Below are 19,584 nucleotides of genomic sequence, written 5' to 3'. Positions count from 1 at the left end.
GAAATTAGGGGAGTATAGAACCCAACCCATAGCGCCAACCCATAACCCATATTAGCGATCCATATATGATCCGGTTGGTTATTTTTATGTGGGTGGACAGGCTGGACAAAGTGGACAGCTATATTTTTTGGCTGTCCAGTATGTGTGTCTGGTAGTGGGTGGACAGACTGGACAAAGTGGACGCTAGCCGCAAAGCCTTGATATATAAGGCTTTATCTCTTGCAATCTGTCCATTTGGTATAGTGGACACGTTGATCTGTCCAGTGGACAACAGCTAATTAGGGTTTAAAACTGTCCATTTGCTTGTCCAGTAGTCCAATAAGCAAGGTGGACAGATTTGTATGGTGGACAGGATCGAGGTAGAACAGTGTAGCTAATGGCGGTGTTGGAAGCAATTAAGGGTTTTGGGTTTTGTTGGTTTGGGTTTATGGGTATCTATCTAAAACCCATAGTAACCCATACCCTATTTGATACCTGATCTCAAATTAACAGTAGTATAGATTAGTATAGTCTATATTGTAATTGCTAGTTGTGGTTCATTTGAGCTACAATATTATCAATCCAACGCTAACAGGAAGCAATCTGGATTTATGAAAAGGGGCAAGACTCTGAACCAGTTGTGATCCTGAAACCAACCGAACAGCCCGGACACTGGAAAGTTGGAAACATCTACTCTGCCCTTCCTCATGATGCCATCCTTTCAGAAGCCACCATAAAGGAACTGGTAAAGGCCGGAAAGGTGCTGAAGGGCTAACGCCCTACCAAAAACAAAGAGTATAGACTATATTATACTAATCTATACTCTGTTATCTTCTGGTCTGCCATTATGGTTCCAGCTCCGGCATAAGGTAAAACTCGCCTTTTGGTTATACTTCTACTTTCTCCCTGATGTGCCTGATTACCTTAGTTCTACGCCAGATTTCAACACAGCGAGTATAGTCTATATCAGTATATACCGCTTGTTTTTGTTGCTCACATGAGCTACAGTATAACCATTAACCAAAAGGAGGTTTCCAAAATGGCCGCAAATGCATTTGTTCGTGCTCGTATAGATGAAACACTGAAAAATGAAGCTGCAGTAGTGCTTGCCGGAATGGGCTTAACCGTTTCCGATCTGGTTCGTATCACTCTGACTAAGGTAGCCAAAGAAAAGGCTCTGCCGTTCGATATGCGTGTTCCTAATGAGCTTACTGCTAATACCATCGCTAACAGTGAGAAAGGCGTAGACGTTCATACAGCTAAAGATGCTGATGATCTGTTTAATCAGCTTGGTATCTGATAAATGACCACAAGGACGATTGAATACTCAGGCCAGTTCCAGAAAGATGTGAAGAAGGCTCAGAAACGTCATAAAGACATGAGCAAGCTTAAAGCCCTTATGACGCTGTTAATCAATGATGCCTTGCCATTGCCTCAAGTCTACAAAGATCACCCTCTACAGGGGAACTACAAAGGCTATAGGGATGCTCACATAGAACCGGACTGGCTACTCATCTACAAGATAACTGATGAAGTCCTACGCTTTGAGCGAACCGGAACACATTCAGACCTGTTTTGATGGATCGGTAATCATTATGAGCAAGTTCTTTGAAGAGTTGTTGAAGTCAGCAGAGGAAGCCGTAAAAATCTCGAAAGGTGAATTGAAACCTTCCCGGATAACCAGACTCCCTAAACCTGATAAGACTAAAGAAGATGGAAAAACTAAAGCCCCTTAATGGGGCTTTTTTTATTTGTATAACTTTTCAACCATACTTCCAATTAAACCTGTTAATGTTGAAAACATTTTTGGTTCAGGTTCACTCTTAACACCGAGATAGTATCCTTTAAAATCACCTCTTATGACAACGTAGTTAATATCAAACTTTTCATCTTTATCTATTAAATACCATTCTTTAGCAAGATCTATTCTATGATTAACCCATTCCTGAACTTTTAGAGAAAGTTCACTATCGATTCCATCATAAGTATGATAACAAGCAATGACGTTTTTTGTTTTAAATAAACTATCGCAAAAAAGTCTTTTCATTCTTAATGATTCTATATCAGTATGGATTTTAAGGTATTCATTATTAGATTGTTCTATGCCTTTTTTGAGATTCAAATCTTCTATTTTATCTAAGGTAGGGTAGAAATCTTCAAGATATGTTTTTAGTTTTTCTTCGTAGTTGTTTTCGTTTATATGAGGATAAGAAACTACTAAAGGCTGTTCAATACTTACTGTAGGCTTTATGTTATCTTCATGTGTTTGACTTGGAAATCGAGATGCAAACGAAACAGCAGCTATTAATGCTAATATTAAATATACCTCGACCCACTCTTTGTTCTTGGAGTATTTAACGGAGATTTTTTCTTTGATTGTTTTAAAGCTATTAAATATATTCATAATGTTTTCCTTTTTTTGTTTGGTTATAGTTAATAGATACTTTAATATAAAGTAAAAATCAAATATATATTATACTTTTTGTTTATGTTCCGACGAACGGAGTATATATAAAAGAAAAGCGCCCCGAAGGACGCTTTAATAACACTAACCGAAAACAAATAAACAGAAACATTATGAATGAATAGTTAATATACTTAACTCTCTTAATCAATATCCAATTAATATAAATAAAAGTCAAATTTATTTTAATTTATTTTCTCAATATAGATTGACTTATATTTAAAATCGAATATAACTTAACTATAAACATTTAAATATAAGGAATAAACATTATGAAAAACACTTTAAATACAAGAATACAGAGTATAAGAAACAGAGGTATATTCTCAAGCAGAAACAGAATGCTATTTTCTAATGACGTTGAAACTGTTAAGTCTTACATTCACTTTGCTGGAACTTCTGAAATAAACACTACAGATGAAAATGGTAAAACAGCTTTGTTCGGGGCAAGTTTTGAAATAGCTGAACTTTTAATAAAAGCTGGCATAGACGTAAACCATAAGGATAACTTCGGTAATACAGCATTGTTCTTTAGTGATTTTAATAGCACATGGTTGTTATTGAATAAAGGCGCTGACATTAACGCAGTAAACAACAATAACATGAATGCGCTATACACCGCTGATACTTCCAAAGCAAGGATGCTAATCAAATCAGGTATAAACATAAACAATAAATCTAAACTTGGTCATACTGCTTTATATTACGCTCACTTATTAAATGACAGAAACATGATGAGTGTTTTAATGGATGCCGGGATAGAAATAAGTCATAAAGAACAAAAAAGATACGCAGCATAAGGAGAAAGAAATGAAAAAGGCTAAGTTTGTTTTCAATATCGCAGGAATGATGATTTTTAATATATGTGCTGTTATTGGCTTTCTAAGTATGTTGAAGGTTGAAAACACTCTTAGCTACTGGATAGCTTCTGTTGTGGTTGGGCTATTAACGATAGTCGCATACAGGAATGAAATATCAAATGAGTTTGGAACTAATCAAAACGTAAGGGGTAAATTATGATGAACGTAATAAAGGGAAATTTAATAGATATGATGTTGGGGTTGTGTTTGATGGCTTTTGGCTTCATTACCGCTTTAAGCTTAAGCGATGATTTCAAGATAAATCATAGTTGGATTGGCTCTGTATTAGCACCATTTGTAATATTTGGATGTGTAATAGCAACATATAATTTTGTCATTCTGGCAATAAAATTAATAGTAGAGCTATTAGATTTTTATCCTGATGTGGAGTCTAATAATGAAGATATAAGTAAAGCCAACCATGATAGAAAAAGATTAAAAAGATCAAATAAGAAAAGGAGTTTGTAAATGAAAAAAGGTTAAAACCTATAGGTTTTAAGATTCCTGACAGAATCAAAAGCCATATCAAAACGGGAATAATGATAACTTACATATTACTTACCATGATATTTATTTTGGGATTGATGGGTAATGATTCAGCAGCCAGTAAAGATGATGTAGGGGGGATGTTAGGATCATGGTTTATATTTACATTGCCTCTTCTGTTTTTAATAGTTGGAGTGCCGAAAGAAAACGGAGAAAAAAAATGAAAAAAGACATAACAAGAGAGTTAAAGAAGTTGGGTTTACATAATGGTAATGAGTTTATAGCAAAAGCGGCGTTAATTGAAGGAGAGAGAGCAGAAGGTATCTTATCCCTGATAGAACGCTTAGGTAGACGCAAAATAATTCCTGATGCCGTTAAACACGGTTTCAATCAGATTAAGGCAGCATACAGGTTATCCGGCTACATCAATCAGGCCATAGCTGTTATAGCGTTTAAAGCCTATGTGAATGAACCAAAGGAAAATTTTAAGGCAGATATACACTGGAATATTTAAAGGAGGTAGTTATGGGAACAGATACAAGAGAAAAGGAAGCTGAAACATGGTCTGAGTTTATAAAAGAGTTTTTGAATGATGGCGGTATCATTTACAAACAGAGAGAAAATAACAATCAAACAAGTAGAGGTTAATATGATGGATAAATTAAATTGTTTCTTTAGAAGTCTTTATGACACTGAGAGCAAAAACGGAAAAAAACTTAGAGAATTCTCAATGGTCATAATGAGATTAGGAATATGGATGATTACATACGGTTCTTTCAGTGTTTTATTTGGTGGTTTTTTAGGTTTCGATTTCAATACAGACGTAATTGCTAAGATGACTGTAATTACAGGAGTTGGAGGTGTTGTATTTCTTATAGGTTTGTTTATTACGTTTATATTTAAAAAAGATGGCAGTATCTATGATGGTAAAACCATCAAGCAAAACAACAAAGGAGAATGATTATGATAAATAGTTTCAGATTATTAAAAGATAGAAAGAGTAAGAAAGGATTTTCATTATTAGAGTTATTATTGGTGTTAGGTGTTATAGCGGCATTGATTGTAGCAGCATTTATGATATTTCCAAAAGTTCAGGGTTCACAAAGACTCGATAGAGAAAGCAGAAACTTAACAGCTATCCAAGCAGGTGTTAAATCGCTTTATGGTGGAAGGGCTAAAATATCGGACTTGAATACTGATAGTTTCATAGCTTCCAAGAACGCCCCTGATAACATGATCCAAGATGGTAAACTCATCAATGAGTGGAAAGGGAATGTATCAGTAGAGTATTCAGGTAATCATGGTAAATATAATATTATCTATGACGCCGTTCCGGCTTCTGACTGTTCTAAACTCATAGCAGCAGTATCAGGAAACTTCGTTATCATAGATGTTTATAATAGCAATGGTTCAACGCAAGTAAAAAATCTGGAGGAAGGTAAAAACATAGATATTGGCGCTACATCAGCAGCATGTTTTTCAGAAGATAACTCTACGATCATATTTTCTTCAATCATATAAAGTGGAGTTAACAACATGATTAAAACATTAAACAGAAAAAAAGGATTCTCATTATTAGAAATGTTATTAGTATTTGGGATTATATCAGCGTTGATAGTGGGTGTTTTCATGATTTACCCAAAAATAAGCGCAGGACAAAAAATAGATAATGACATAAAGATTTTAGGAACACTTAACGCAGGGATTAAAAACCTATACGCAGGATCAGCAAACTACACCGGGCTTTCAGTAGATGCTGTTATCAAGGCTAAGTTAGTGCCGGAAGACTTAGTAGATGAAGGCCAGATATGGGATAGCTGGAACGCTAACGTTCTCATAGAACCCTACTATGACGGTAGCTTTTACATAGGGTTTGAGAACGTGTCTGTAGATGCCTGTGCCAAGTTCGTCACTCAGGCTGGTTCAAGCTTCTTCAAGATAGTTGTAGCGTCTACAGAGGTGAAGAACACTGATAACGGTATGGATCTCAACATGGCAACACTTACAGCGGCCTGTATCAACAATGATGATGGTTATGGCGGTAGACCCGTCACAATATACTTTTACGACAAATAATAGAGAGGAATAAATTATGAATAGAACAAACTTAGTTATAGATGCATGGACTTATATAGCATTGGTATTCACTGGTTGTGGAGCTATTGTATGGACTGCTTTTAATCCAGAGTATTCAAATGCAGGATTGATGTTCATAGCAGGAACGTTAACAGCGTTATATCAGGCATTCAAAGCAGTAAAAAAACTTAAGAAAGATGCCAATGAGTGAATCCAAAATAAAAGCCCCTATCGAGGGGCTTTTATTTTCTGGTGTTGGTATTGTTTTTAGTCTTCTTTCTTGATCAGGAAGCTTTCCAGCTCTTCGCCCTTCTCAATCAATTCTTTCAGCGCTAACGGCATACGTCCACGGCCTGTCCACGTCTGTTCTTCACCTTCTACAGTGAACGCATATTTTGGCTCAACAGAACCACGTTTAACGCCTTTACCACCTTTACCCTTGCCAGTAGGGGCAGGTGTATCAATTTGACCTAACAGAAGCGCTCTGACGGCCTCAAGGCTTACTTCAAAGCCCTCGGACTGGAGAAGTTCGGTAGTAGCCTTAAGCTTCTCTTCTACCAGTGCCTGTTTCGCTTTTTCCTCTTCTGCTTCTTTTAGGAACTCATCCTTAACGGTTTGAACCTTTTCAGCGAACTCAAGGAAGGTGTCATAGCCCATCTCATGGGCTTCTTTTCTGATAGTGCGAATGTTATTAAAATGCCCTAATGCGCTCATGTTTTATCCTTTTCAACATTTAAGTTAGAAGGTAAACATAGCACATCATAAAACAGTGAACAATATAAAAGGGGCTTAACAGCCCTTTTTAAACGATGGTGAGTAATGGTCTTTTCAAATCAGGTTTTATTTTAAATCTGTTTGAAACATCTAAAATCATTTTGTTGGCTAAAGATAGATTACTTCGGTATATATCAAACAAATCTTCTTCGATTGCCTCTAAAGCTCCTTCTATGTCTTCCAATGACATTTCACTTACAGCGATATAATGATCGCAAAGGTTATTAACTAAATATTGGTATAACTCATCTTCTGACTTATTAGAAAAAGCATAATAACCCACTCCATCTAATGACATGATGTATGTTGATGATATATGAATATCTTGGTTAATATCCTTTATTCTTATTGTATTAATATCATTAATCCATTCTTTATTTTTAAATACGAAAAGCTCTTTTATGTTTCGAACATCTTCACCACGTTCAAGCTCTTCATTTGTGAACTCATCCTGATATAAAAGAAACTTAGCAAAAAGAATAGTATTAAGTATAAATTCAATGTTTTTATTTTTCATAAACAACCTCACTTTTTATTATCAGGCACTGATTGTTTTTAAGCAAGGTATCAATCGAATACTTTATTATACCAATTGCGGAAAGAGTATATTTAGTCGGAGATATTTCTTTTAACCTATATTTTAGATCTTTACATAATCTCACGAATACAGGGCGTGTGTCTTTTCTCGATGCTCTATAGTTAACTGTAGTAAATGGAATAATGCTACTATCACGCTTTACTGATTCAATTACGATTTCTTTCTCAATTTGTTGTATTGAGATTGAAATATTTTCATCTAATATTTTTTTGATTCCATAATCTAATAAAGCTGATATAGACACATCAATAGCACCGGAACAATGTCTTTTGATAAGGGCTAAAAACTCTGGTGTCATTCTTAACTGTATAGTATCCACATCATTGTTAAACGTTGTTTGATTTAACACTAAGATCTCGCCTGTAATACCATCATTGATTTTAATATTCATATTTCAGCCTCTTATTTAAAAAATATGTATGCAACCGTTAGTATGATTACTACAAAAACTAACAAGTCTCTATAGCTGTTTTTTATGTCCTTTTTTAATACTGGTTGTTCATCAATTTCTTTTTCAAAGTCTTTAGCCTCATCTATATGAAATTCAGTATACTTTGCTCTTATGATTCTATGCTTTTTCAGTATGTTGAAAATTCGTTCATTTACAATAAGGTTGTCGTTTTGGTCGAGAAACATCTCTTGATTTTTTGATTGATCATATTTGAAAGGGATCAACCTATACCAGTCGCGCATTCTTTTATTTGGATAATCCATGTTATGTTGAATGCTAAACTTCATATTTTTAGGTTTTACTACGTTAACATTGGTCAGATTGTTTTCCTTTAGATCTAACAATAGTTCAGGTGTTATCAAAAAACAGTTATCTTCACAATAAAGTAGTTCTTCAGAACTAATTAAATCAATAATCACATACTGATCTGACTCTTTCACATTTATATCTTTTTCTATCATTCCTATTCGAAATGGTTTAACCATATAATAATTCATCGTGCTCTCCTTTTATAATTATCAATTAACTAATTAACTTATTAAAAATAATTTGTCAATAATATTATACACATCTTGACTATATTTAATTTTGATGTATCTATTTAATTGTAAGCCTAATAACCGTTATAAGGATACAAAACCAAATAAATAAAATGGAGAGATTATGAAAAAGATAAATTTGTTTTTATTAATATTGCTGGGTTGTTTTATAACTCCAGCGTTTGCCGGAGTTGACCTATTCGGTTTGACTGGCGGCACAGATGAAGTAAGTAAGAATGTAGTTAAGTATTGGAACCCCTACGCTACAAATATAACAGGAACCGTTTTACAAGTTTTTTCAAATAAAGTTATGTTAGTCGGTGGTATTATACTTGCATATACGCTTATCGTTGGAACCATGTCTACAGCTCACGATGGTGAAATGTTAGGTAAAAAGTGGTCTTCTGCTTGGCTTCCAATTCGTACTGCAATAGCCCCAACACTTTTACTTCCCGTCACGACTGGAGGATACAACTGTGTTCAGGCTATTATCTTATGGTTAGCCCTTCAAGGCAATCAATGGGGAAATGAAACATGGAATGCTTTAGCTCCCTCCTTAATTACTGATAATACATACATATCTGTTGATAATAAAATATTGATACGTCAGAACGTTATGAACACCTTATATTCCGCTGCATGTGTTAACGTTTATAATAGATACGCTAAAAAAGCTAACGATGCCTCAAGATGGGGACAGTTATATACTTTAATGAGTGGAACACGCTTTTCTACGGATGAATTAGTTGGTTATAGATTCGGTATCCCCGGAGATGGTGATCCTTCGTTGGGTGGCGGTATAGATTTGTGTGGAAGTTCAGTTCTTAAACTTATTGATGAAAAGAACTTCAAATCAGAAAATGCTATCATAGATACAGGTAAAATTGCTAAAGCAGTTCAAGAAGCACAAATAAAAGCTAATGATATTTTAGTGTTAGGTGCTAAGCAGTATGCAGATTATCTTGTTGATGCTCCTTTACAAAATGCCGAAGCTATCAATAAACAAATAGACTTAATGGTTAACGCATATAGTGCCTATGTTCAGGCTTCAGCAGAAAAAGTAATGAAAGATGCTTTATCGCAAGATGAGGTTGATAGAATGACTGAAAAAGGTTGGACTTATAGCTATACATATTATGCGAGAATTGCTAATGCTATTTCAGATGCAAACGCTGCTGTTAATAGATACCCTACGAGCACAATGAATTATAGAGGTGATGAGGATGTGTATTTTAATCAACAATTCCCTCCTTCTTCTTTAGCGACTTTAAAGAGATTGCAAACATTATTAGCTACTGCTAACAAGTATAATTCAAGTATGAAAGATTCCTCTAAAAGTGATGATGGCGCTTATCAGAAAGTTATTAGTGCTATCGGTGGTAATATGGCTATAATCAACTCTCAAGATGAATCTAAAACATCAAGTTTAATGCCACTAACAGTTTCTGTAAATATAGGTTCAAGGATGATACTATCCGCAGAAGCGGCATATATACTTGTGACGGGCGGGGCGGTTGCAGGTGGTAGTATTCCATTTGTAGGCGATGGCATTCAGACCGCAGCAATAATATTATCACCGATGTTAAATAAAATATTGTCAACAATGATTAATGTTGGTGATGTTCTCACATTCGTAAACCCAATGCTTCCTTACATGATTGGATTCTTTTGTGTAGGCGCATATTACATATTAATATTCGAAGCATTAGCTGGTTCTACACTACTTGCTGTTGCTTTACTCTTCCCGGATCAGGATGGTGTTGTTGGTAAGCAAGGGCAAGGATATATGCTTGCGTTAAGTGTTTTACTAAGACCTACGATGAATATGATAGGGTTAGCAGGTTCATATGTAATAACAACTATAATGTTTGATTTGCTCAACTCAACTTTCTTCACCGCAGCGAGTAATACAGAAGGTGGTTTGCTTGGTATCAACAAATTCTTGACGATGATTATAATATATACATCAGTAATGATCACAATGCAGGTTATGTGTCTTAAACTCCTTTATATAATACCTGATACTATTTTTAAATGGATCGGTGGAGCATCTTCTGCAGTTCTTGGGATGGTATCTGGACAAACTGAATCAGCAATGTCTAAAGGTATCGGAGCCGCTGCGATTGGTTCAGGGGTATTAGCTAATTTGATGCAACATAAACATCAGCAACCTAAATACTCAGGAAATAATAATGATCTAACTGGTAATAATGTTCCAAAAGCTACTCAAGGACGTAATGAAGAAAGCTCATCAAACACTGATACTACACAGAACACCCCTCAAGATAATTCTAAAGGTGATAGTGGTCAGGATATAAATGACTTTGACATTGATAAAAAATAAATAACAAAAAGCCTCTAAATTGAGGCTTTTTATTTTGACAAGATAATAATTAAATTGTATATAAAATTATATACATTATTAAAAGGAGATTCATTATGAATAAAATTGAAGATTATAAAAAGAATAGCGCATTAAAAAAAGTTGTTAAAGTTGTTTCATTTCCATTTATTTTTTCTGGTAAGTTAATTGTTTTGCCATTCTATCCAGTATATCTATTTGGAAAATATATTTTACATTCTCTTTTAAGAGCACAAGGGAAGTTTGAGCATGAAGTAAACTCATTCGATACATGGTATGCGCTTAAAGATATAAATGAAGAGATACTTGAGGATAACATACGTGCTACAGCGTTATATGCATGGGTTAATCTAATCTTTTCATTGTTAGGTTTCGCCTTAACTTTTCATTTTTACTTGAAAGGTGCTGAGGCTATCAGTGTTGCTTCAGGTGCTGTTTTTTCCTTTGTAATCCTTACTATGTATTTTCATTACGCTGTTTACTGTCATTGTTTTAAAACACGTTCATTCGACAGAAAATTAGATGTATTTAAATCCATACACAGCCTTTTTCCAAATGTAATGTATGAGGGCGTTAAGGTGAAAAGTGGGAAAAAAAGCGTTCCTGCTCAATTCTACCCAAAGGGTAAAAAGATTATAAAAAAATAATTTGATATCTATAAAACTGTACGATATTATTTATTCAACACAACGAGAGAGGGTTTTTAAAATGATTGATTTATACATCCATACAGCACAAGCGTTAAGCCATACCTTTTATGGTATTCCATACTTTTTGTTTAACGTAGTTTTATCTTTAGCTTTCACCTTTTTGGTTGTTTTACCTTTTGGCAAGGTATCTCAATCTGGTAAGTTCCAGCATGTAAGCACTAATAATGCTGTTTTCGCTAAGTTAGTTGGTTTTCCACTTTTGATTGGCGTGTTGTTAACATATGGTATGACTCTCATTTCTTTATTGAGTGTATTCAACAAGATTTTCGATTTAGGCTGGTTCTAAATCAAATCCTCTCTCTCTTAAAGAAGCCCGCCTTGTGCGGGTTTTTTGTTTATAGACTTCCAGATCCTACATTGTTATATATGGTTCATAACCCACAAAAAAAGTGATGTGTATGAATCCTTTCCCGCAGCAAAACAAAAGCTATCAATTCTATTACGATGAATCTAATAACGTTCGTAAACTATATCTTTCCAAACAAATTGATGGTTATAATATTGACCATGATCCAGACAAGCACAACAGCGTAAACTTCGTGTTAGCCGGTGTTGCTCATACTGGTTCCTCATCGAGTGCTGACTTTGATGATTTACGCCAGCGCATACAGCTACAAGCCAACGCCAAAGAGTTCAAGCTGAAACACTTAGCCAAAGGCGACTTCCTGACTATGCTCACGTCTAAGAAGCTCACAGCGTTCTTTGAGTGGCTTCTCTATGGTGATCTATACCTACACTATTTCCACCTGAATATGGAGTACTGGGGATACGTGGACATCATTGATGATTGTATCCTGTTTGGACGTGAGAAGGGCTTCATCCCGGAAATGAGTGATGAACAGCTCTATGGCTACATGTTGGCAAACAAGGACGCTCTACACACCTACGTTAAGGCTAACAAGGTTCCCTTCATCCAGTTCCTAAAGTCCTATGACTTCCCATACATCGAGGGGCGGGAGAAGGATTTCATACAAGGGCTATCAAGCCAGATCTCCACTCATTGCGTAAACCTCTATACAGCTACCAATAAAGATGATTTCCAGCTCCGGTTAGCTCATGGCCTCCTGCAGCTCCTGATGGCCTGCTCTGACCAAAACATAGATGATATGACACTCACTATGGATATTAGAGATGAACCGCCTGCAGACGACGACAACCGCCTTGTTGATGGTTTTGCTATGTTCTACCAGAACCGGGCGCAAATGTTCGAGGCTTCCAGTCATATCTTTGACATAGAGAAAGTAGTGGAAGCAGATCTTGAAGATGCAGCAAAGGCCAACCCTAATCTAACGCTTAATTACTCTTTCGCTGATTCAAAGCTAAATCCTCTGGTTCAAGTGAGTGATGTTGTGGCTGGCTTTATGCAGCACTATTTTGATTACCTCAATAGCAACAGCTATGAACAGATTAAAAATGACAGAAACAGCCTTAACGATAAACAAAGATTAAATATGGAGTTTTTACGGCTCCTGATAAACAAATCCCATGATAACAATCCAACATTATTACATTATGTCATGTCAGCTTTAGAGCATGAAAAACATAAAGCATTTACTTACCCGGATGAACCATAAAAACTATGTAGGGGCTTAACGCCCCTTTTATTTTGTGTTTACCTATACCGTTTGTCTTGTTTTATTAATTAATATCTCAATTTAATTTGATTTTCATTGAATATATGTTGTAATTTAAAGACCATATAACAAAAGGAGAATCATTATGGGTAAACAGTATAAATTAGTTAGCATTAATGATGTTTTAGAAAACGCAGCATTACAAACAAAAGAATATAACAGCAAGCAAGAATATTATGATGATGATAAAACCTATTTTCAAATGTTCCATGATAATGCTGAAGGTATAATAAAATCCACTCCATCCACATCTAAATACACTTCTGATGAAACAACAGGTGATTTAGTTCTTGATCTTGGCAATAAGAAGATTGATATATCTAACTATACAGAGGAAGATTACAAGGCTTTATCTGATGATTTATCACATGAACTTGCCGCAAAAGAAATAGAAGATACTATAAAAACCGATCCTGAACTTTCTGATTTGAATAGAAGATTATCAAATGGCGAGATTTCAATTGATACCGATAGAGAATATGCGTCATTAAGTGATAGTAATGGTGAGCTTGTTTTTTCAATAGAATCTAATAAAAATCATAATCCTTCTAAATCTTTAAATTCTGATGAGGGATTCCGTTTTATAGCATGGGATGGTGAATATGGCGGTGATCAGCCTACATTAAGTGATGGTTTAAAATCCGCACAATCAAATATCCAGACCCTTGAAGCAGAGGCGGCATTAGAGATAGATGAACCAGAACAAAAATCAAGATCATCATACAGAGCATAAAAAAGGGGGCGTTAGCCCCTTTTTACATTCTCATCCTCTGGCCTTGTGTGGCTCTTACCTCTGGAACATCAATCTCTTTATTGTTAACCTCTTCTCTCTTCATACCGCTGAATGGCATGATCTCATCAAGACCTTTGGCTTTATGGATACCTTTGAACAGTTCTTCTTGTTCAGCGTTCTGAGGCTCTACGACAAGCCCTAAACGGGTTGCTTTCTCATAAGCTACACCCAAGAACACATCACTACCTTCAAACGTTATAGACTTCCAGCCTTTAGCTATGGCGAGTTTAGACATTTTTTCTGATACTGTATTATAGTTTTTGCCTTTAGCTCTTATTTCCTGAGCACTTTCAAGAACAGATGTTTTATCTTTAAAGTGAATAATACGTGTTTTAGATCTGTTTATGATTTTATCAATCTCATCACCAAAGGTATCATAGATTTTATCCTCGCTTAAAAATACTGGTTTTGCATTGGAACTACCTTTTAAACCATCAGCAAAGTAATCTACAACATCACCTAATTTTTTATACCACGGCATTTGATTATCTTCTTCATAATCGACTTTTTTGTTGGTAGCTATTCTTTCTCTTGTTTGAGATAGTTTGTTTTTTAGATTGGAAGATTTTTTAAGAGTCATTGTTTCTTCAATAGCTACATTTTTATATATTTCACTTGACAACTTATCTTCATCAGTAAGTGTTTCTTTTTGGCTATTTTCTTTAACAATTTCATGATGAATGCTTTGCATAAAACTATTATAATCACGCTCTCTTTTAAGTTCTTCTTCTTTTATCTTTTCACTTACCTCTTTATACCATTTTTCATTTTCATTTCTTTCATTAATAAGCCTGTTAGTTATAATATGATTCTCTGTTGTCATAAGCTCTTCTGAAATTTTACTGTTAACAAACATGTAAGCATCCCTTTTAATATCACTCCATTCTTTAAGTTCATTATGTGTCATATCAGGAAGATCTTTATTGTTAAGTATGCTTTTTATAGATTTGTTCGCTTCTTCAAGTTTATTAGACGCATCATTTTTGTTTTCTATGATAGATTTTATAAATGCATCATCAAAATTTAATGTATCCTTGTTCTCTATTAGGTTGGAGAAATTTTCTACACTCGCTTCTAACTTATTTCTTTCTTCAATAAGTTTATCCGCATCTTTAGGGTTGCGATGTTGTTCAGTAAAACGATCTAAATCAGTATAATCTATTTCATTCTTGGTAGTTGTTTGCGGAGCCTGATTATTAGTTAAAATATTAAATAAATCATTTTCATCGTTTTCTTTTCGGACGTTTAACTCATCATTAACTCTTTGAGAAATAATATCGAACTTATTCATGTAGTGATCACGTTTTTGTGTTGCCTCTATAACATCACTTACATCAAAATCATAGTGGTTATGAATGACCCAATCGCAATTCCTTATCTCTTGTTCATTTAGTGCTTTTTGCTTTTCAAAATACTCTTCTAACTCTTCGGTAGTCATGTCTTTAAAATCCAAAGCGTATAAATCATCTATATCTTTATCAAACTGTTGCATAAGTTGTGTTTGCTTGTTTGCGAGATTATGCGTTTCAACGTCAGCCACCGGATCACTACTTAACACGCTGTTTATCTCTTTAAGTGAACCTTCCAGTTCTGATAACTCATCATTGAACGCACTGATAACAGCGTCATTGAAGCCATGCGTATCTTTGTTAGCGATAAGCTCATTAATCTTGGTGATACGTTCCTGTAGAACAAGGCGGTTCTCGATAAGCTCATCAGCCGGGTTAGCTTCTACTGGTAAAGCCGGTTCTTCATCCATCGAGGGGAAGAGTGCTTCCAGCTCTTCTACTGTTTTTTCCTTGAACACATCCTGAATATTTCCGTTCTCATCGAACAAGTTTTCTGTATTGTCTGTCATATTGTTTCCTCTCTTTAAGTAATTGTTTTGGTTGTCATAAACTTTCCCATTGCTAGTATAGTCTATACTAATATATACTAATCTATATCGGCGGAATGTCAATTTGACGGAAAGCCTAACCAACTGAAAAACCTAGAAAAAGGTGAGTGTTATGTTGACTATCAGTGTGTGGAATCGTAAGGGTGGTGTTGGGAAAACAAATTCAGCCATCCAGATAGCTGGATGGTTTGCGGCTCAGGGACGTAAAACAAGTCTTGTAGATCTTGACCCTCAAGGCGGTTCACTTATCTTTGCCGGATATGCCAAACAGAACGGTAAAGAGCTTCCTTTTCACGTTGGCCGTAAACCTGCAGCCGATTCTGAATACATCATTTTTGACCACAGCCCCGGTGTGAATAGCGGTGGTGCTTTGGGTAGCTTTGTGATCGTGCCGACTATCCTCGATGCTTCCAGCTTTTCAATTACGCTCAAAAGCATTGATGAGCTGAAGAACGAAATGAAGAAGCCTTATCTGTTGCTTCCTAACCGTGTTGAGATCCAGAACAAAGAGCAAGGCGAACTGTTAGAGCGCATCCAAGAGAAAGCACGCGCTCATGGCTATGAACAACCTTTCATCAGAAAACGTGTTGCCTACCCTCGCGCTTACGGCATGGGTATAACAGTATTCGAACCAAAATCAGGTTTGCCATCAGCTAACGATGCTCAGGCCGAGTTCGAACATCTGTTATCTGTTATGGGTAGCAAGATTAAGCAACTTGCATCCGGTGGTAGTGAAGCCTGACCCTGAAAAACATGCATTATAGTATAGACTGGTATAGACTAGACTATATTCATTCTGGTGAAATCTGAGGAAGTTTGTGATGACTGATAAGAAAGTAGAAAAGAAGAAAAAAGCAGCAAGTTGGTTAGATGATATGGAGTCGTTTGAAAAAACCTCTCTTGAAACGGCCTTTGCTAACCAGTATGCGGAAACCTACTGGAACTATGAGTATATCGATCTTGGTGATATTCCTCCGGGAACCACGCCATACGTGCGTTGCACCTTCAAGATTACCCGTGAAAAAGATAACTTCCGTATGGCAGCTATCCGTATTCCTCAAGCGCTGGAAGAGAAAATTAAATCTCTTTCCGATGAACCTTATTCCAACGTTATTTTAGCTCTTGCCGATTTGAAAGCCGATGAGTTAATAAAAGAAAATAAAAAAATCATCGTTTCAGAAAAATAATTGATAAAGGGATTACTTCGTCTGTTGTAATTAATTAAATATGGGTTAGGATATATTTATGGGCTGAAACCCAAAACCCATAAAACAGACAATATAATAAGAGGATATACATTATGATGAAAATACTTGGTGAAAAATCAAAAAAAGGGGTAATAAGTGATTTAAGGCATTCTGAGAGTTTCAAAGAGGCTTCTCACGATGGTGCTTTACTTTATGATCCAGTATCAAAGACATTTATTACTGCTGAAAACAGTAAAGAACTTATTGATAAATACATCGGCTATCGTAATACCGAAACAGGAGAGTATATTGATGGTTTGATTAAACCAGAAGACTTTCCAAGCGATGAGTTATTTATAAAATTACAGGACAGACCGGGATATAACACGAAAAGAAGAATAGGTGATGGTGAATCTGATGTAGAGTTTACTCACTTGTTAATTCAAATCCCTGAAGGAACTCCGGTAGAAAAATGGCCTGACTTCAAAAAAGAAGTTATTGAAGCTTTCGCACACCCTAATGAGTGGTATAAGAAAGGTAAAGGTGGTGGTCGTTATACGCCAACTGTTCATATTGGTGATTGTTTTGTAGCTGCTTCTGGCACTCATGTTAGCCAAGACGGTAAAAGTGCTCATTTCCATATGATTGTTGGTTCACGAACTTTAAATAACAAGAACTACTATGGAATAGACCATAATGATCAGCCAATCATCCTACCAAATAATCCAGACTGGAGAAGTATTACAAGACGCTCTTTACTTGGCTCAGAAGCTGAATGGCGAGAACTAAAAAGAAAACGCATTAACGATGCACTTGAAGCGCTTGGACTTCCAAAAACTCATTGGTTAAATAAAGATGAGAAGATGGATGAAAGTAAAGCTAAAGCTAAAGATGCTTTACAGGATGCTATTAAAGATGAAGAGCAAGAAGAATTAAATTCAGAATTAGAAAATCTTAAAATATCTAAAGAGCTTGCTGTAAAAGAGTTCTCAGATAAAGATATTCAGGATGCTGAACTTCATAAAAGTATCATTAGTGGGCAAAAATTACTTGCTGATATTTCTAAACGTGCCGAAGAAAAACTTGCCGAGGCTTACAGGGAAATAGAGCTTGTTAACATTACACGTTCTTCTGTTGAAAATGCTATTGCCTTAGCCACCATAAAACAGAAACTTACCTCTACTGAACAGCTTTTAGAAACTACAGAAGCAACATTAAAAGCTGAAGCAGAATCAAGAGAAGCTTTTGAGAAACAACTCAATGATACAAATGTTGTTCTTGAAAAATTAAAAGAAGAACATGAAAACCTCAAAACCAATTATACTGAAATTACTACTCAATATGATGAGTTAGATACTCTTTATTCCACTACAGTAGCAAAACATGAGGTTGAGATCACTAACCTCACGACTAAGCATACTACTGAAATAACAGCTAAAAATAGAGAGATTGAAGAGCTTAAGTCTACTCATGAAAGAGAGCTTCAGGAACAAGAATTGTTCTATGAAGGTGCGTTAGAAAATCAGCAAAAAACGTTTGACAATCTTTTAGCTGATAAAGAAGAAGAAATAAAACAGCTTAAAACTACTCATGGTAATGAGCTTAAAGAACTTAACGCTATTATTGTTAGCAAAGATACCAATATTGCAGATCTTGAAAGAAAAAATACAGAACTGGAAAATAATCTTGCTACTCTGAAAACAGAGAAAGATAAACAGCGTAAAGATTTCGATGATTTAATTGAAAAACTTAAACAAGGTCATTTGGAAGCTATCGAAGCGCTCAAAGCTTCAAATAAATCATTAACCGATGAAATAACTAAACAAGTTGCTGATGTAAGTAAACTGAAAAAAGAGAAGGAGCAACTTCAAACTGAAAACAACGGTTTGAATGAACAACTCAAATCTGTTCAAAAAGAAATTGAAGAACTTAAATCCGACAAAGCGAAATTAGAAGTTGATAATAAAGACCTGAATGACGCTCTAAAGGTTTATGAAGATGATAATAAACAACGCTTAGAACAAGCTAAAGATAGCAAGAAAGATAATAATCCTGACCCTAAGAAACCTAAAAACAAATAATTAGAAGGGGCTGAAAAGCCCCTCTTTGCTTTAGCCGATTACATTTGAAGGAAAACATTATGATGAATAGAACAGAACAAGCGAGGATGGCTATACAATCCAGAAAAGAAGCAGAAGCACAGGAACCACAGCCAGAAGTTGAAATAACCGCTACAACCTCAAATGTTGAGGTTGATTATGGTTCATTGCTTGGATATGTCTGGAAGAACAGAACTGACTTATCAAGGAAAGAAAAAATTATTTTCAGACACTCATTACCATTTAATGACAATAAAACACTTATTGTTGAAGAAGGTATAAACAGTTATTCACTATATGGCGATGAGAATTTTACTTGTCAGCAGGTAAATATGTTCATTGATTATTTTGGTTCAAAGCTTAAAAAGTGGGGTTGTTTCAAGCCAGAATCATATAATGATGAGTTTTTATATTTCTTTTTCAAGGAATGTATCTTAAGAAACTTACCTGTGGCAGTATCAATATTCAACGTTGATCAAAATAAACAGCTTGAAGTAATAAAAGATGTATTAAATGACATTCAAAATGAGTATGGAAATACAGCCCCGAACAATCTTTCTAAAATCTATATAGAAAACTACGTTTATAACTGGAAGCGAAATTTAAAGGCGATTGCTTAATTATTTCTCACTCTACTATTGATTTATAGTGAGAAAATGTTATAAATAGTAAAAG

At 35.3% G+C, this 19,584-nt stretch carries 27 protein-coding genes; 21 read left to right on the top strand and 6 right to left on the bottom strand.

Features of this window, described 5'->3' with window-relative positions; genetic code table 11:
• Positions 1–1,018 precede the first annotated feature (1,018 nt).
• From ACJ69_RS23375 to ACJ69_RS25545, 3 genes are read left to right on the top strand one after another with little or no spacing between them, the layout of a single operon-like run.
• Positions 1,019–1,279 carry a type II toxin-antitoxin system RelB/DinJ family antitoxin gene (locus tag ACJ69_RS23375; protein WP_001570852.1) on the top strand — a complete coding sequence of 87 codons (261 nt, stop codon included), beginning with the start codon at positions 1,019–1,021 and terminating at the stop codon, positions 1,277–1,279.
• A gap of 3 nt (positions 1,280–1,282) precedes the next feature.
• Positions 1,283–1,558 (top strand): type II toxin-antitoxin system YafQ family toxin, encoded by a 276-nt coding sequence (locus tag ACJ69_RS23370; RefSeq protein ID WP_004150484.1) that lies wholly within the window; start codon positions 1,283–1,285, stop codon positions 1,556–1,558.
• Positions 1,509–1,715: a hypothetical protein gene (locus ACJ69_RS25545; RefSeq protein WP_162184628.1), complete on the top strand. Its 207-nt coding sequence runs from the start codon at positions 1,509–1,511 to the stop codon at positions 1,713–1,715. The genes ACJ69_RS23370 and ACJ69_RS25545 overlap by 50 nt, the downstream gene beginning before the upstream one ends.
• Before the next feature lie 11 nt (positions 1,716–1,726).
• On the opposite strand, the gene ACJ69_RS23365 is transcribed toward ACJ69_RS25545, so the two are convergent.
• Positions 1,727–2,383, bottom strand: coding sequence for a hypothetical protein (locus ACJ69_RS23365; protein WP_059347887.1), 657 nt, complete (start codon positions 2,381–2,383; stop codon positions 1,727–1,729).
• 332 nt (positions 2,384–2,715) lie between these two features.
• Here ACJ69_RS23365 and ACJ69_RS23360 point away from each other — a divergent pair, with 332 nt between their 5' ends.
• The 9 genes from ACJ69_RS23360 to ACJ69_RS23325 all read left to right on the top strand — a co-directional run bounded on the left by ACJ69_RS23360 (position 2,716) and on the right by ACJ69_RS23325 (position 6,076).
• Positions 2,716–3,243 (top strand): ankyrin repeat domain-containing protein, encoded by a 528-nt coding sequence (locus ACJ69_RS23360; RefSeq protein ID WP_059347886.1) that lies wholly within the window; start codon positions 2,716–2,718, stop codon positions 3,241–3,243.
• A 10-nt stretch (positions 3,244–3,253) separates the two neighbouring features.
• Positions 3,254–3,463, top strand: coding sequence for a hypothetical protein (locus ACJ69_RS23355; protein WP_054829978.1), 210 nt, complete (start codon positions 3,254–3,256; stop codon positions 3,461–3,463).
• Positions 3,460–3,771 (top strand): hypothetical protein, encoded by a 312-nt coding sequence (locus ACJ69_RS23350; RefSeq protein WP_054829977.1) that lies wholly within the window; start codon positions 3,460–3,462, stop codon positions 3,769–3,771. Before ACJ69_RS23355 ends, ACJ69_RS23350 begins: the two co-directional genes overlap by 4 nt.
• Before the next feature lie 169 nt (positions 3,772–3,940).
• Positions 3,941–4,303, top strand: a complete 363-nt coding sequence (locus tag ACJ69_RS23345; protein WP_232248316.1) for a hypothetical protein — start codon at positions 3,941–3,943, stop codon at positions 4,301–4,303.
• An 11-nt stretch (positions 4,304–4,314) separates the two neighbouring features.
• Positions 4,315–4,437 (top strand): hypothetical protein, encoded by a 123-nt coding sequence (locus tag ACJ69_RS25895; RefSeq protein ID WP_262926459.1) that lies wholly within the window; start codon positions 4,315–4,317, stop codon positions 4,435–4,437.
• A gap of 1 nt (position 4,438) precedes the next feature.
• A complete protein-coding gene (locus tag ACJ69_RS23340; protein ID WP_048242340.1) occupies positions 4,439–4,750 on the top strand; it encodes a hypothetical protein in 312 nt (103 codons plus the stop codon).
• A gap of 2 nt (positions 4,751–4,752) precedes the next feature.
• Positions 4,753–5,310 (top strand): type 4 pilus major pilin, encoded by a 558-nt coding sequence (locus tag ACJ69_RS23335; protein ID WP_059347883.1) that lies wholly within the window; start codon positions 4,753–4,755, stop codon positions 5,308–5,310.
• Positions 5,311–5,325: 15 nt separating this feature from the next.
• On the top strand, positions 5,326–5,865 hold the full coding sequence (locus ACJ69_RS23330; RefSeq protein WP_032445848.1) for a type 4 pilus major pilin: 540 nt from the start codon (positions 5,326–5,328) through the stop codon (positions 5,863–5,865).
• Positions 5,866–5,881: 16 nt separating this feature from the next.
• Positions 5,882–6,076 carry a hypothetical protein gene (locus ACJ69_RS23325; RefSeq protein ID WP_059347882.1) on the top strand — a complete coding sequence of 65 codons (195 nt, stop codon included), beginning with the start codon at positions 5,882–5,884 and terminating at the stop codon, positions 6,074–6,076.
• 56 nt (positions 6,077–6,132) lie between these two features.
• On the opposite strand, the gene ACJ69_RS23320 is transcribed toward ACJ69_RS23325, so the two are convergent.
• From ACJ69_RS23320 to ACJ69_RS23305, 4 genes are all read right to left on the bottom strand, one after another.
• The gene (locus ACJ69_RS23320) at positions 6,133–6,579 is read right to left on the bottom strand and encodes an H-NS family nucleoid-associated regulatory protein (protein WP_045351267.1); all 447 of its coding nucleotides are present in this window, start codon (positions 6,577–6,579) and stop codon (positions 6,133–6,135) included.
• A gap of 88 nt (positions 6,580–6,667) precedes the next feature.
• Positions 6,668–7,156, bottom strand: a complete 489-nt coding sequence (locus ACJ69_RS23315; protein ID WP_054829980.1) for a hypothetical protein — start codon at positions 7,154–7,156, stop codon at positions 6,668–6,670.
• A complete protein-coding gene (locus ACJ69_RS23310) occupies positions 7,146–7,628 on the bottom strand; it encodes a hypothetical protein (protein ID WP_059347881.1) in 483 nt (160 codons plus the stop codon). Before ACJ69_RS23310 ends, ACJ69_RS23315 begins: the two co-directional genes overlap by 11 nt.
• Before the next feature lie 11 nt (positions 7,629–7,639).
• Complete coding sequence (locus tag ACJ69_RS23305; RefSeq protein ID WP_059347880.1) at positions 7,640–8,185, bottom strand: hypothetical protein; 546 nt, start codon at positions 8,183–8,185, stop codon at positions 7,640–7,642.
• Between the two features lie 166 nt (positions 8,186–8,351).
• Between ACJ69_RS23305 and ACJ69_RS23300 the strand changes: the two genes are divergently transcribed.
• The 5 genes from ACJ69_RS23300 to ACJ69_RS23280 all read left to right on the top strand — a co-directional run bounded on the left by ACJ69_RS23300 (position 8,352) and on the right by ACJ69_RS23280 (position 13,666).
• Complete coding sequence (locus ACJ69_RS23300; protein WP_059347879.1) at positions 8,352–10,571, top strand: DotA/TraY family protein; 2,220 nt, start codon at positions 8,352–8,354, stop codon at positions 10,569–10,571.
• A 95-nt stretch (positions 10,572–10,666) separates the two neighbouring features.
• A complete protein-coding gene (locus ACJ69_RS23295) occupies positions 10,667–11,236 on the top strand; it encodes a hypothetical protein (protein WP_001570834.1) in 570 nt (189 codons plus the stop codon).
• A 61-nt stretch (positions 11,237–11,297) separates the two neighbouring features.
• Positions 11,298–11,585 (top strand): hypothetical protein, encoded by a 288-nt coding sequence (locus tag ACJ69_RS23290; RefSeq protein WP_059347878.1) that lies wholly within the window; start codon positions 11,298–11,300, stop codon positions 11,583–11,585.
• Between the two features lie 106 nt (positions 11,586–11,691).
• Complete coding sequence (locus ACJ69_RS23285; RefSeq protein ID WP_059347877.1) at positions 11,692–12,873, top strand: DUF3800 domain-containing protein; 1,182 nt, start codon at positions 11,692–11,694, stop codon at positions 12,871–12,873.
• Between the two features lie 145 nt (positions 12,874–13,018).
• On the top strand, positions 13,019–13,666 hold the full coding sequence (locus ACJ69_RS23280) for a hypothetical protein (protein ID WP_059347876.1): 648 nt from the start codon (positions 13,019–13,021) through the stop codon (positions 13,664–13,666).
• A 22-nt stretch (positions 13,667–13,688) separates the two neighbouring features.
• On the opposite strand, the gene ACJ69_RS23275 is transcribed toward ACJ69_RS23280, so the two are convergent.
• Positions 13,689–15,584, bottom strand: coding sequence for an LPD7 domain-containing protein (locus tag ACJ69_RS23275; protein ID WP_059347875.1), 1,896 nt, complete (start codon positions 15,582–15,584; stop codon positions 13,689–13,691).
• Positions 15,585–15,735: 151 nt separating this feature from the next.
• Here ACJ69_RS23275 and ACJ69_RS23270 point away from each other — a divergent pair, with 151 nt between their 5' ends.
• The 4 genes from ACJ69_RS23270 to ACJ69_RS23255 all read left to right on the top strand — a co-directional run bounded on the left by ACJ69_RS23270 (position 15,736) and on the right by ACJ69_RS23255 (position 19,529).
• Positions 15,736–16,365: a ParA family protein gene (locus ACJ69_RS23270; protein ID WP_001569497.1), complete on the top strand. Its 630-nt coding sequence runs from the start codon at positions 15,736–15,738 to the stop codon at positions 16,363–16,365.
• A gap of 79 nt (positions 16,366–16,444) precedes the next feature.
• Positions 16,445–16,810 (top strand): hypothetical protein, encoded by a 366-nt coding sequence (locus ACJ69_RS23265; RefSeq protein WP_001569496.1) that lies wholly within the window; start codon positions 16,445–16,447, stop codon positions 16,808–16,810.
• A gap of 113 nt (positions 16,811–16,923) precedes the next feature.
• Complete coding sequence (locus ACJ69_RS23260) at positions 16,924–18,891, top strand: coiled-coil domain-containing protein (RefSeq protein WP_025862067.1); 1,968 nt, start codon at positions 16,924–16,926, stop codon at positions 18,889–18,891.
• Between the two features lie 59 nt (positions 18,892–18,950).
• On the top strand, positions 18,951–19,529 hold the full coding sequence (locus ACJ69_RS23255) for a hypothetical protein (RefSeq protein WP_048242330.1): 579 nt from the start codon (positions 18,951–18,953) through the stop codon (positions 19,527–19,529).
• The last annotated feature ends 55 nt before the right edge of the window (positions 19,530–19,584 follow it).

The organism is Enterobacter asburiae (assembly GCF_001521715.1).
GTDB classification, from domain to species: domain Bacteria; phylum Pseudomonadota; class Gammaproteobacteria; order Enterobacterales; family Enterobacteriaceae; genus Enterobacter; species Enterobacter asburiae.
Note: the sequence above shows the minus strand (reverse complement) of the source record. Positions and strands in the feature narration are given on the sequence as shown.

Excerpts from the sequence above, each read along its gene's own strand:
- ACJ69_RS23375 (WP_001570852.1), top strand. The coding sequence starts at position 1,019 with ATGGCCGCAAATGCATTTGTTCGTGCTCGTATAGATGAAACACTGAAA.
- ACJ69_RS23370 (WP_004150484.1), top strand. The coding sequence starts at position 1,283 with ATGACCACAAGGACGATTGAATACTCAGGCCAGTTCCAGAAAGATGTG.
- ACJ69_RS25545 (WP_162184628.1), top strand. The coding sequence starts at position 1,509 with ATGAAGTCCTACGCTTTGAGCGAACCGGAACACATTCAGACCTGTTTT.
- ACJ69_RS23365 (WP_059347887.1), bottom strand. The coding sequence starts at position 2,383 with ATGAATATATTTAATAGCTTTAAAACAATCAAAGAAAAAATCTCCGTT.
- ACJ69_RS23360 (WP_059347886.1), top strand. The coding sequence starts at position 2,716 with ATGAAAAACACTTTAAATACAAGAATACAGAGTATAAGAAACAGAGGT.
- ACJ69_RS23355 (WP_054829978.1), top strand. The coding sequence starts at position 3,254 with ATGAAAAAGGCTAAGTTTGTTTTCAATATCGCAGGAATGATGATTTTT.
- ACJ69_RS23350 (WP_054829977.1), top strand. The coding sequence starts at position 3,460 with ATGATGAACGTAATAAAGGGAAATTTAATAGATATGATGTTGGGGTTG.
- ACJ69_RS23345 (WP_232248316.1), top strand. The coding sequence starts at position 3,941 with ATGGTTTATATTTACATTGCCTCTTCTGTTTTTAATAGTTGGAGTGCC.
- ACJ69_RS25895 (WP_262926459.1), top strand. The coding sequence starts at position 4,315 with ATGGGAACAGATACAAGAGAAAAGGAAGCTGAAACATGGTCTGAGTTT.
- ACJ69_RS23340 (WP_048242340.1), top strand. The coding sequence starts at position 4,439 with ATGATGGATAAATTAAATTGTTTCTTTAGAAGTCTTTATGACACTGAG.
- ACJ69_RS23335 (WP_059347883.1), top strand. The coding sequence starts at position 4,753 with ATGATAAATAGTTTCAGATTATTAAAAGATAGAAAGAGTAAGAAAGGA.
- ACJ69_RS23330 (WP_032445848.1), top strand. The coding sequence starts at position 5,326 with ATGATTAAAACATTAAACAGAAAAAAAGGATTCTCATTATTAGAAATG.
- ACJ69_RS23325 (WP_059347882.1), top strand. The coding sequence starts at position 5,882 with ATGAATAGAACAAACTTAGTTATAGATGCATGGACTTATATAGCATTG.
- ACJ69_RS23320 (WP_045351267.1), bottom strand. The coding sequence starts at position 6,579 with ATGAGCGCATTAGGGCATTTTAATAACATTCGCACTATCAGAAAAGAA.
- ACJ69_RS23315 (WP_054829980.1), bottom strand. The coding sequence starts at position 7,156 with ATGAAAAATAAAAACATTGAATTTATACTTAATACTATTCTTTTTGCT.
- ACJ69_RS23310 (WP_059347881.1), bottom strand. The coding sequence starts at position 7,628 with ATGAATATTAAAATCAATGATGGTATTACAGGCGAGATCTTAGTGTTA.
- ACJ69_RS23305 (WP_059347880.1), bottom strand. The coding sequence starts at position 8,185 with ATGAATTATTATATGGTTAAACCATTTCGAATAGGAATGATAGAAAAA.
- ACJ69_RS23300 (WP_059347879.1), top strand. The coding sequence starts at position 8,352 with ATGAAAAAGATAAATTTGTTTTTATTAATATTGCTGGGTTGTTTTATA.
- ACJ69_RS23295 (WP_001570834.1), top strand. The coding sequence starts at position 10,667 with ATGAATAAAATTGAAGATTATAAAAAGAATAGCGCATTAAAAAAAGTT.
- ACJ69_RS23290 (WP_059347878.1), top strand. The coding sequence starts at position 11,298 with ATGATTGATTTATACATCCATACAGCACAAGCGTTAAGCCATACCTTT.
- ACJ69_RS23285 (WP_059347877.1), top strand. The coding sequence starts at position 11,692 with ATGTGTATGAATCCTTTCCCGCAGCAAAACAAAAGCTATCAATTCTAT.
- ACJ69_RS23280 (WP_059347876.1), top strand. The coding sequence starts at position 13,019 with ATGGGTAAACAGTATAAATTAGTTAGCATTAATGATGTTTTAGAAAAC.
- ACJ69_RS23275 (WP_059347875.1), bottom strand. The coding sequence starts at position 15,584 with ATGACAGACAATACAGAAAACTTGTTCGATGAGAACGGAAATATTCAG.
- ACJ69_RS23270 (WP_001569497.1), top strand. The coding sequence starts at position 15,736 with ATGTTGACTATCAGTGTGTGGAATCGTAAGGGTGGTGTTGGGAAAACA.
- ACJ69_RS23265 (WP_001569496.1), top strand. The coding sequence starts at position 16,445 with ATGACTGATAAGAAAGTAGAAAAGAAGAAAAAAGCAGCAAGTTGGTTA.
- ACJ69_RS23260 (WP_025862067.1), top strand. The coding sequence starts at position 16,924 with ATGATGAAAATACTTGGTGAAAAATCAAAAAAAGGGGTAATAAGTGAT.
- ACJ69_RS23255 (WP_048242330.1), top strand. The coding sequence starts at position 18,951 with ATGATGAATAGAACAGAACAAGCGAGGATGGCTATACAATCCAGAAAA.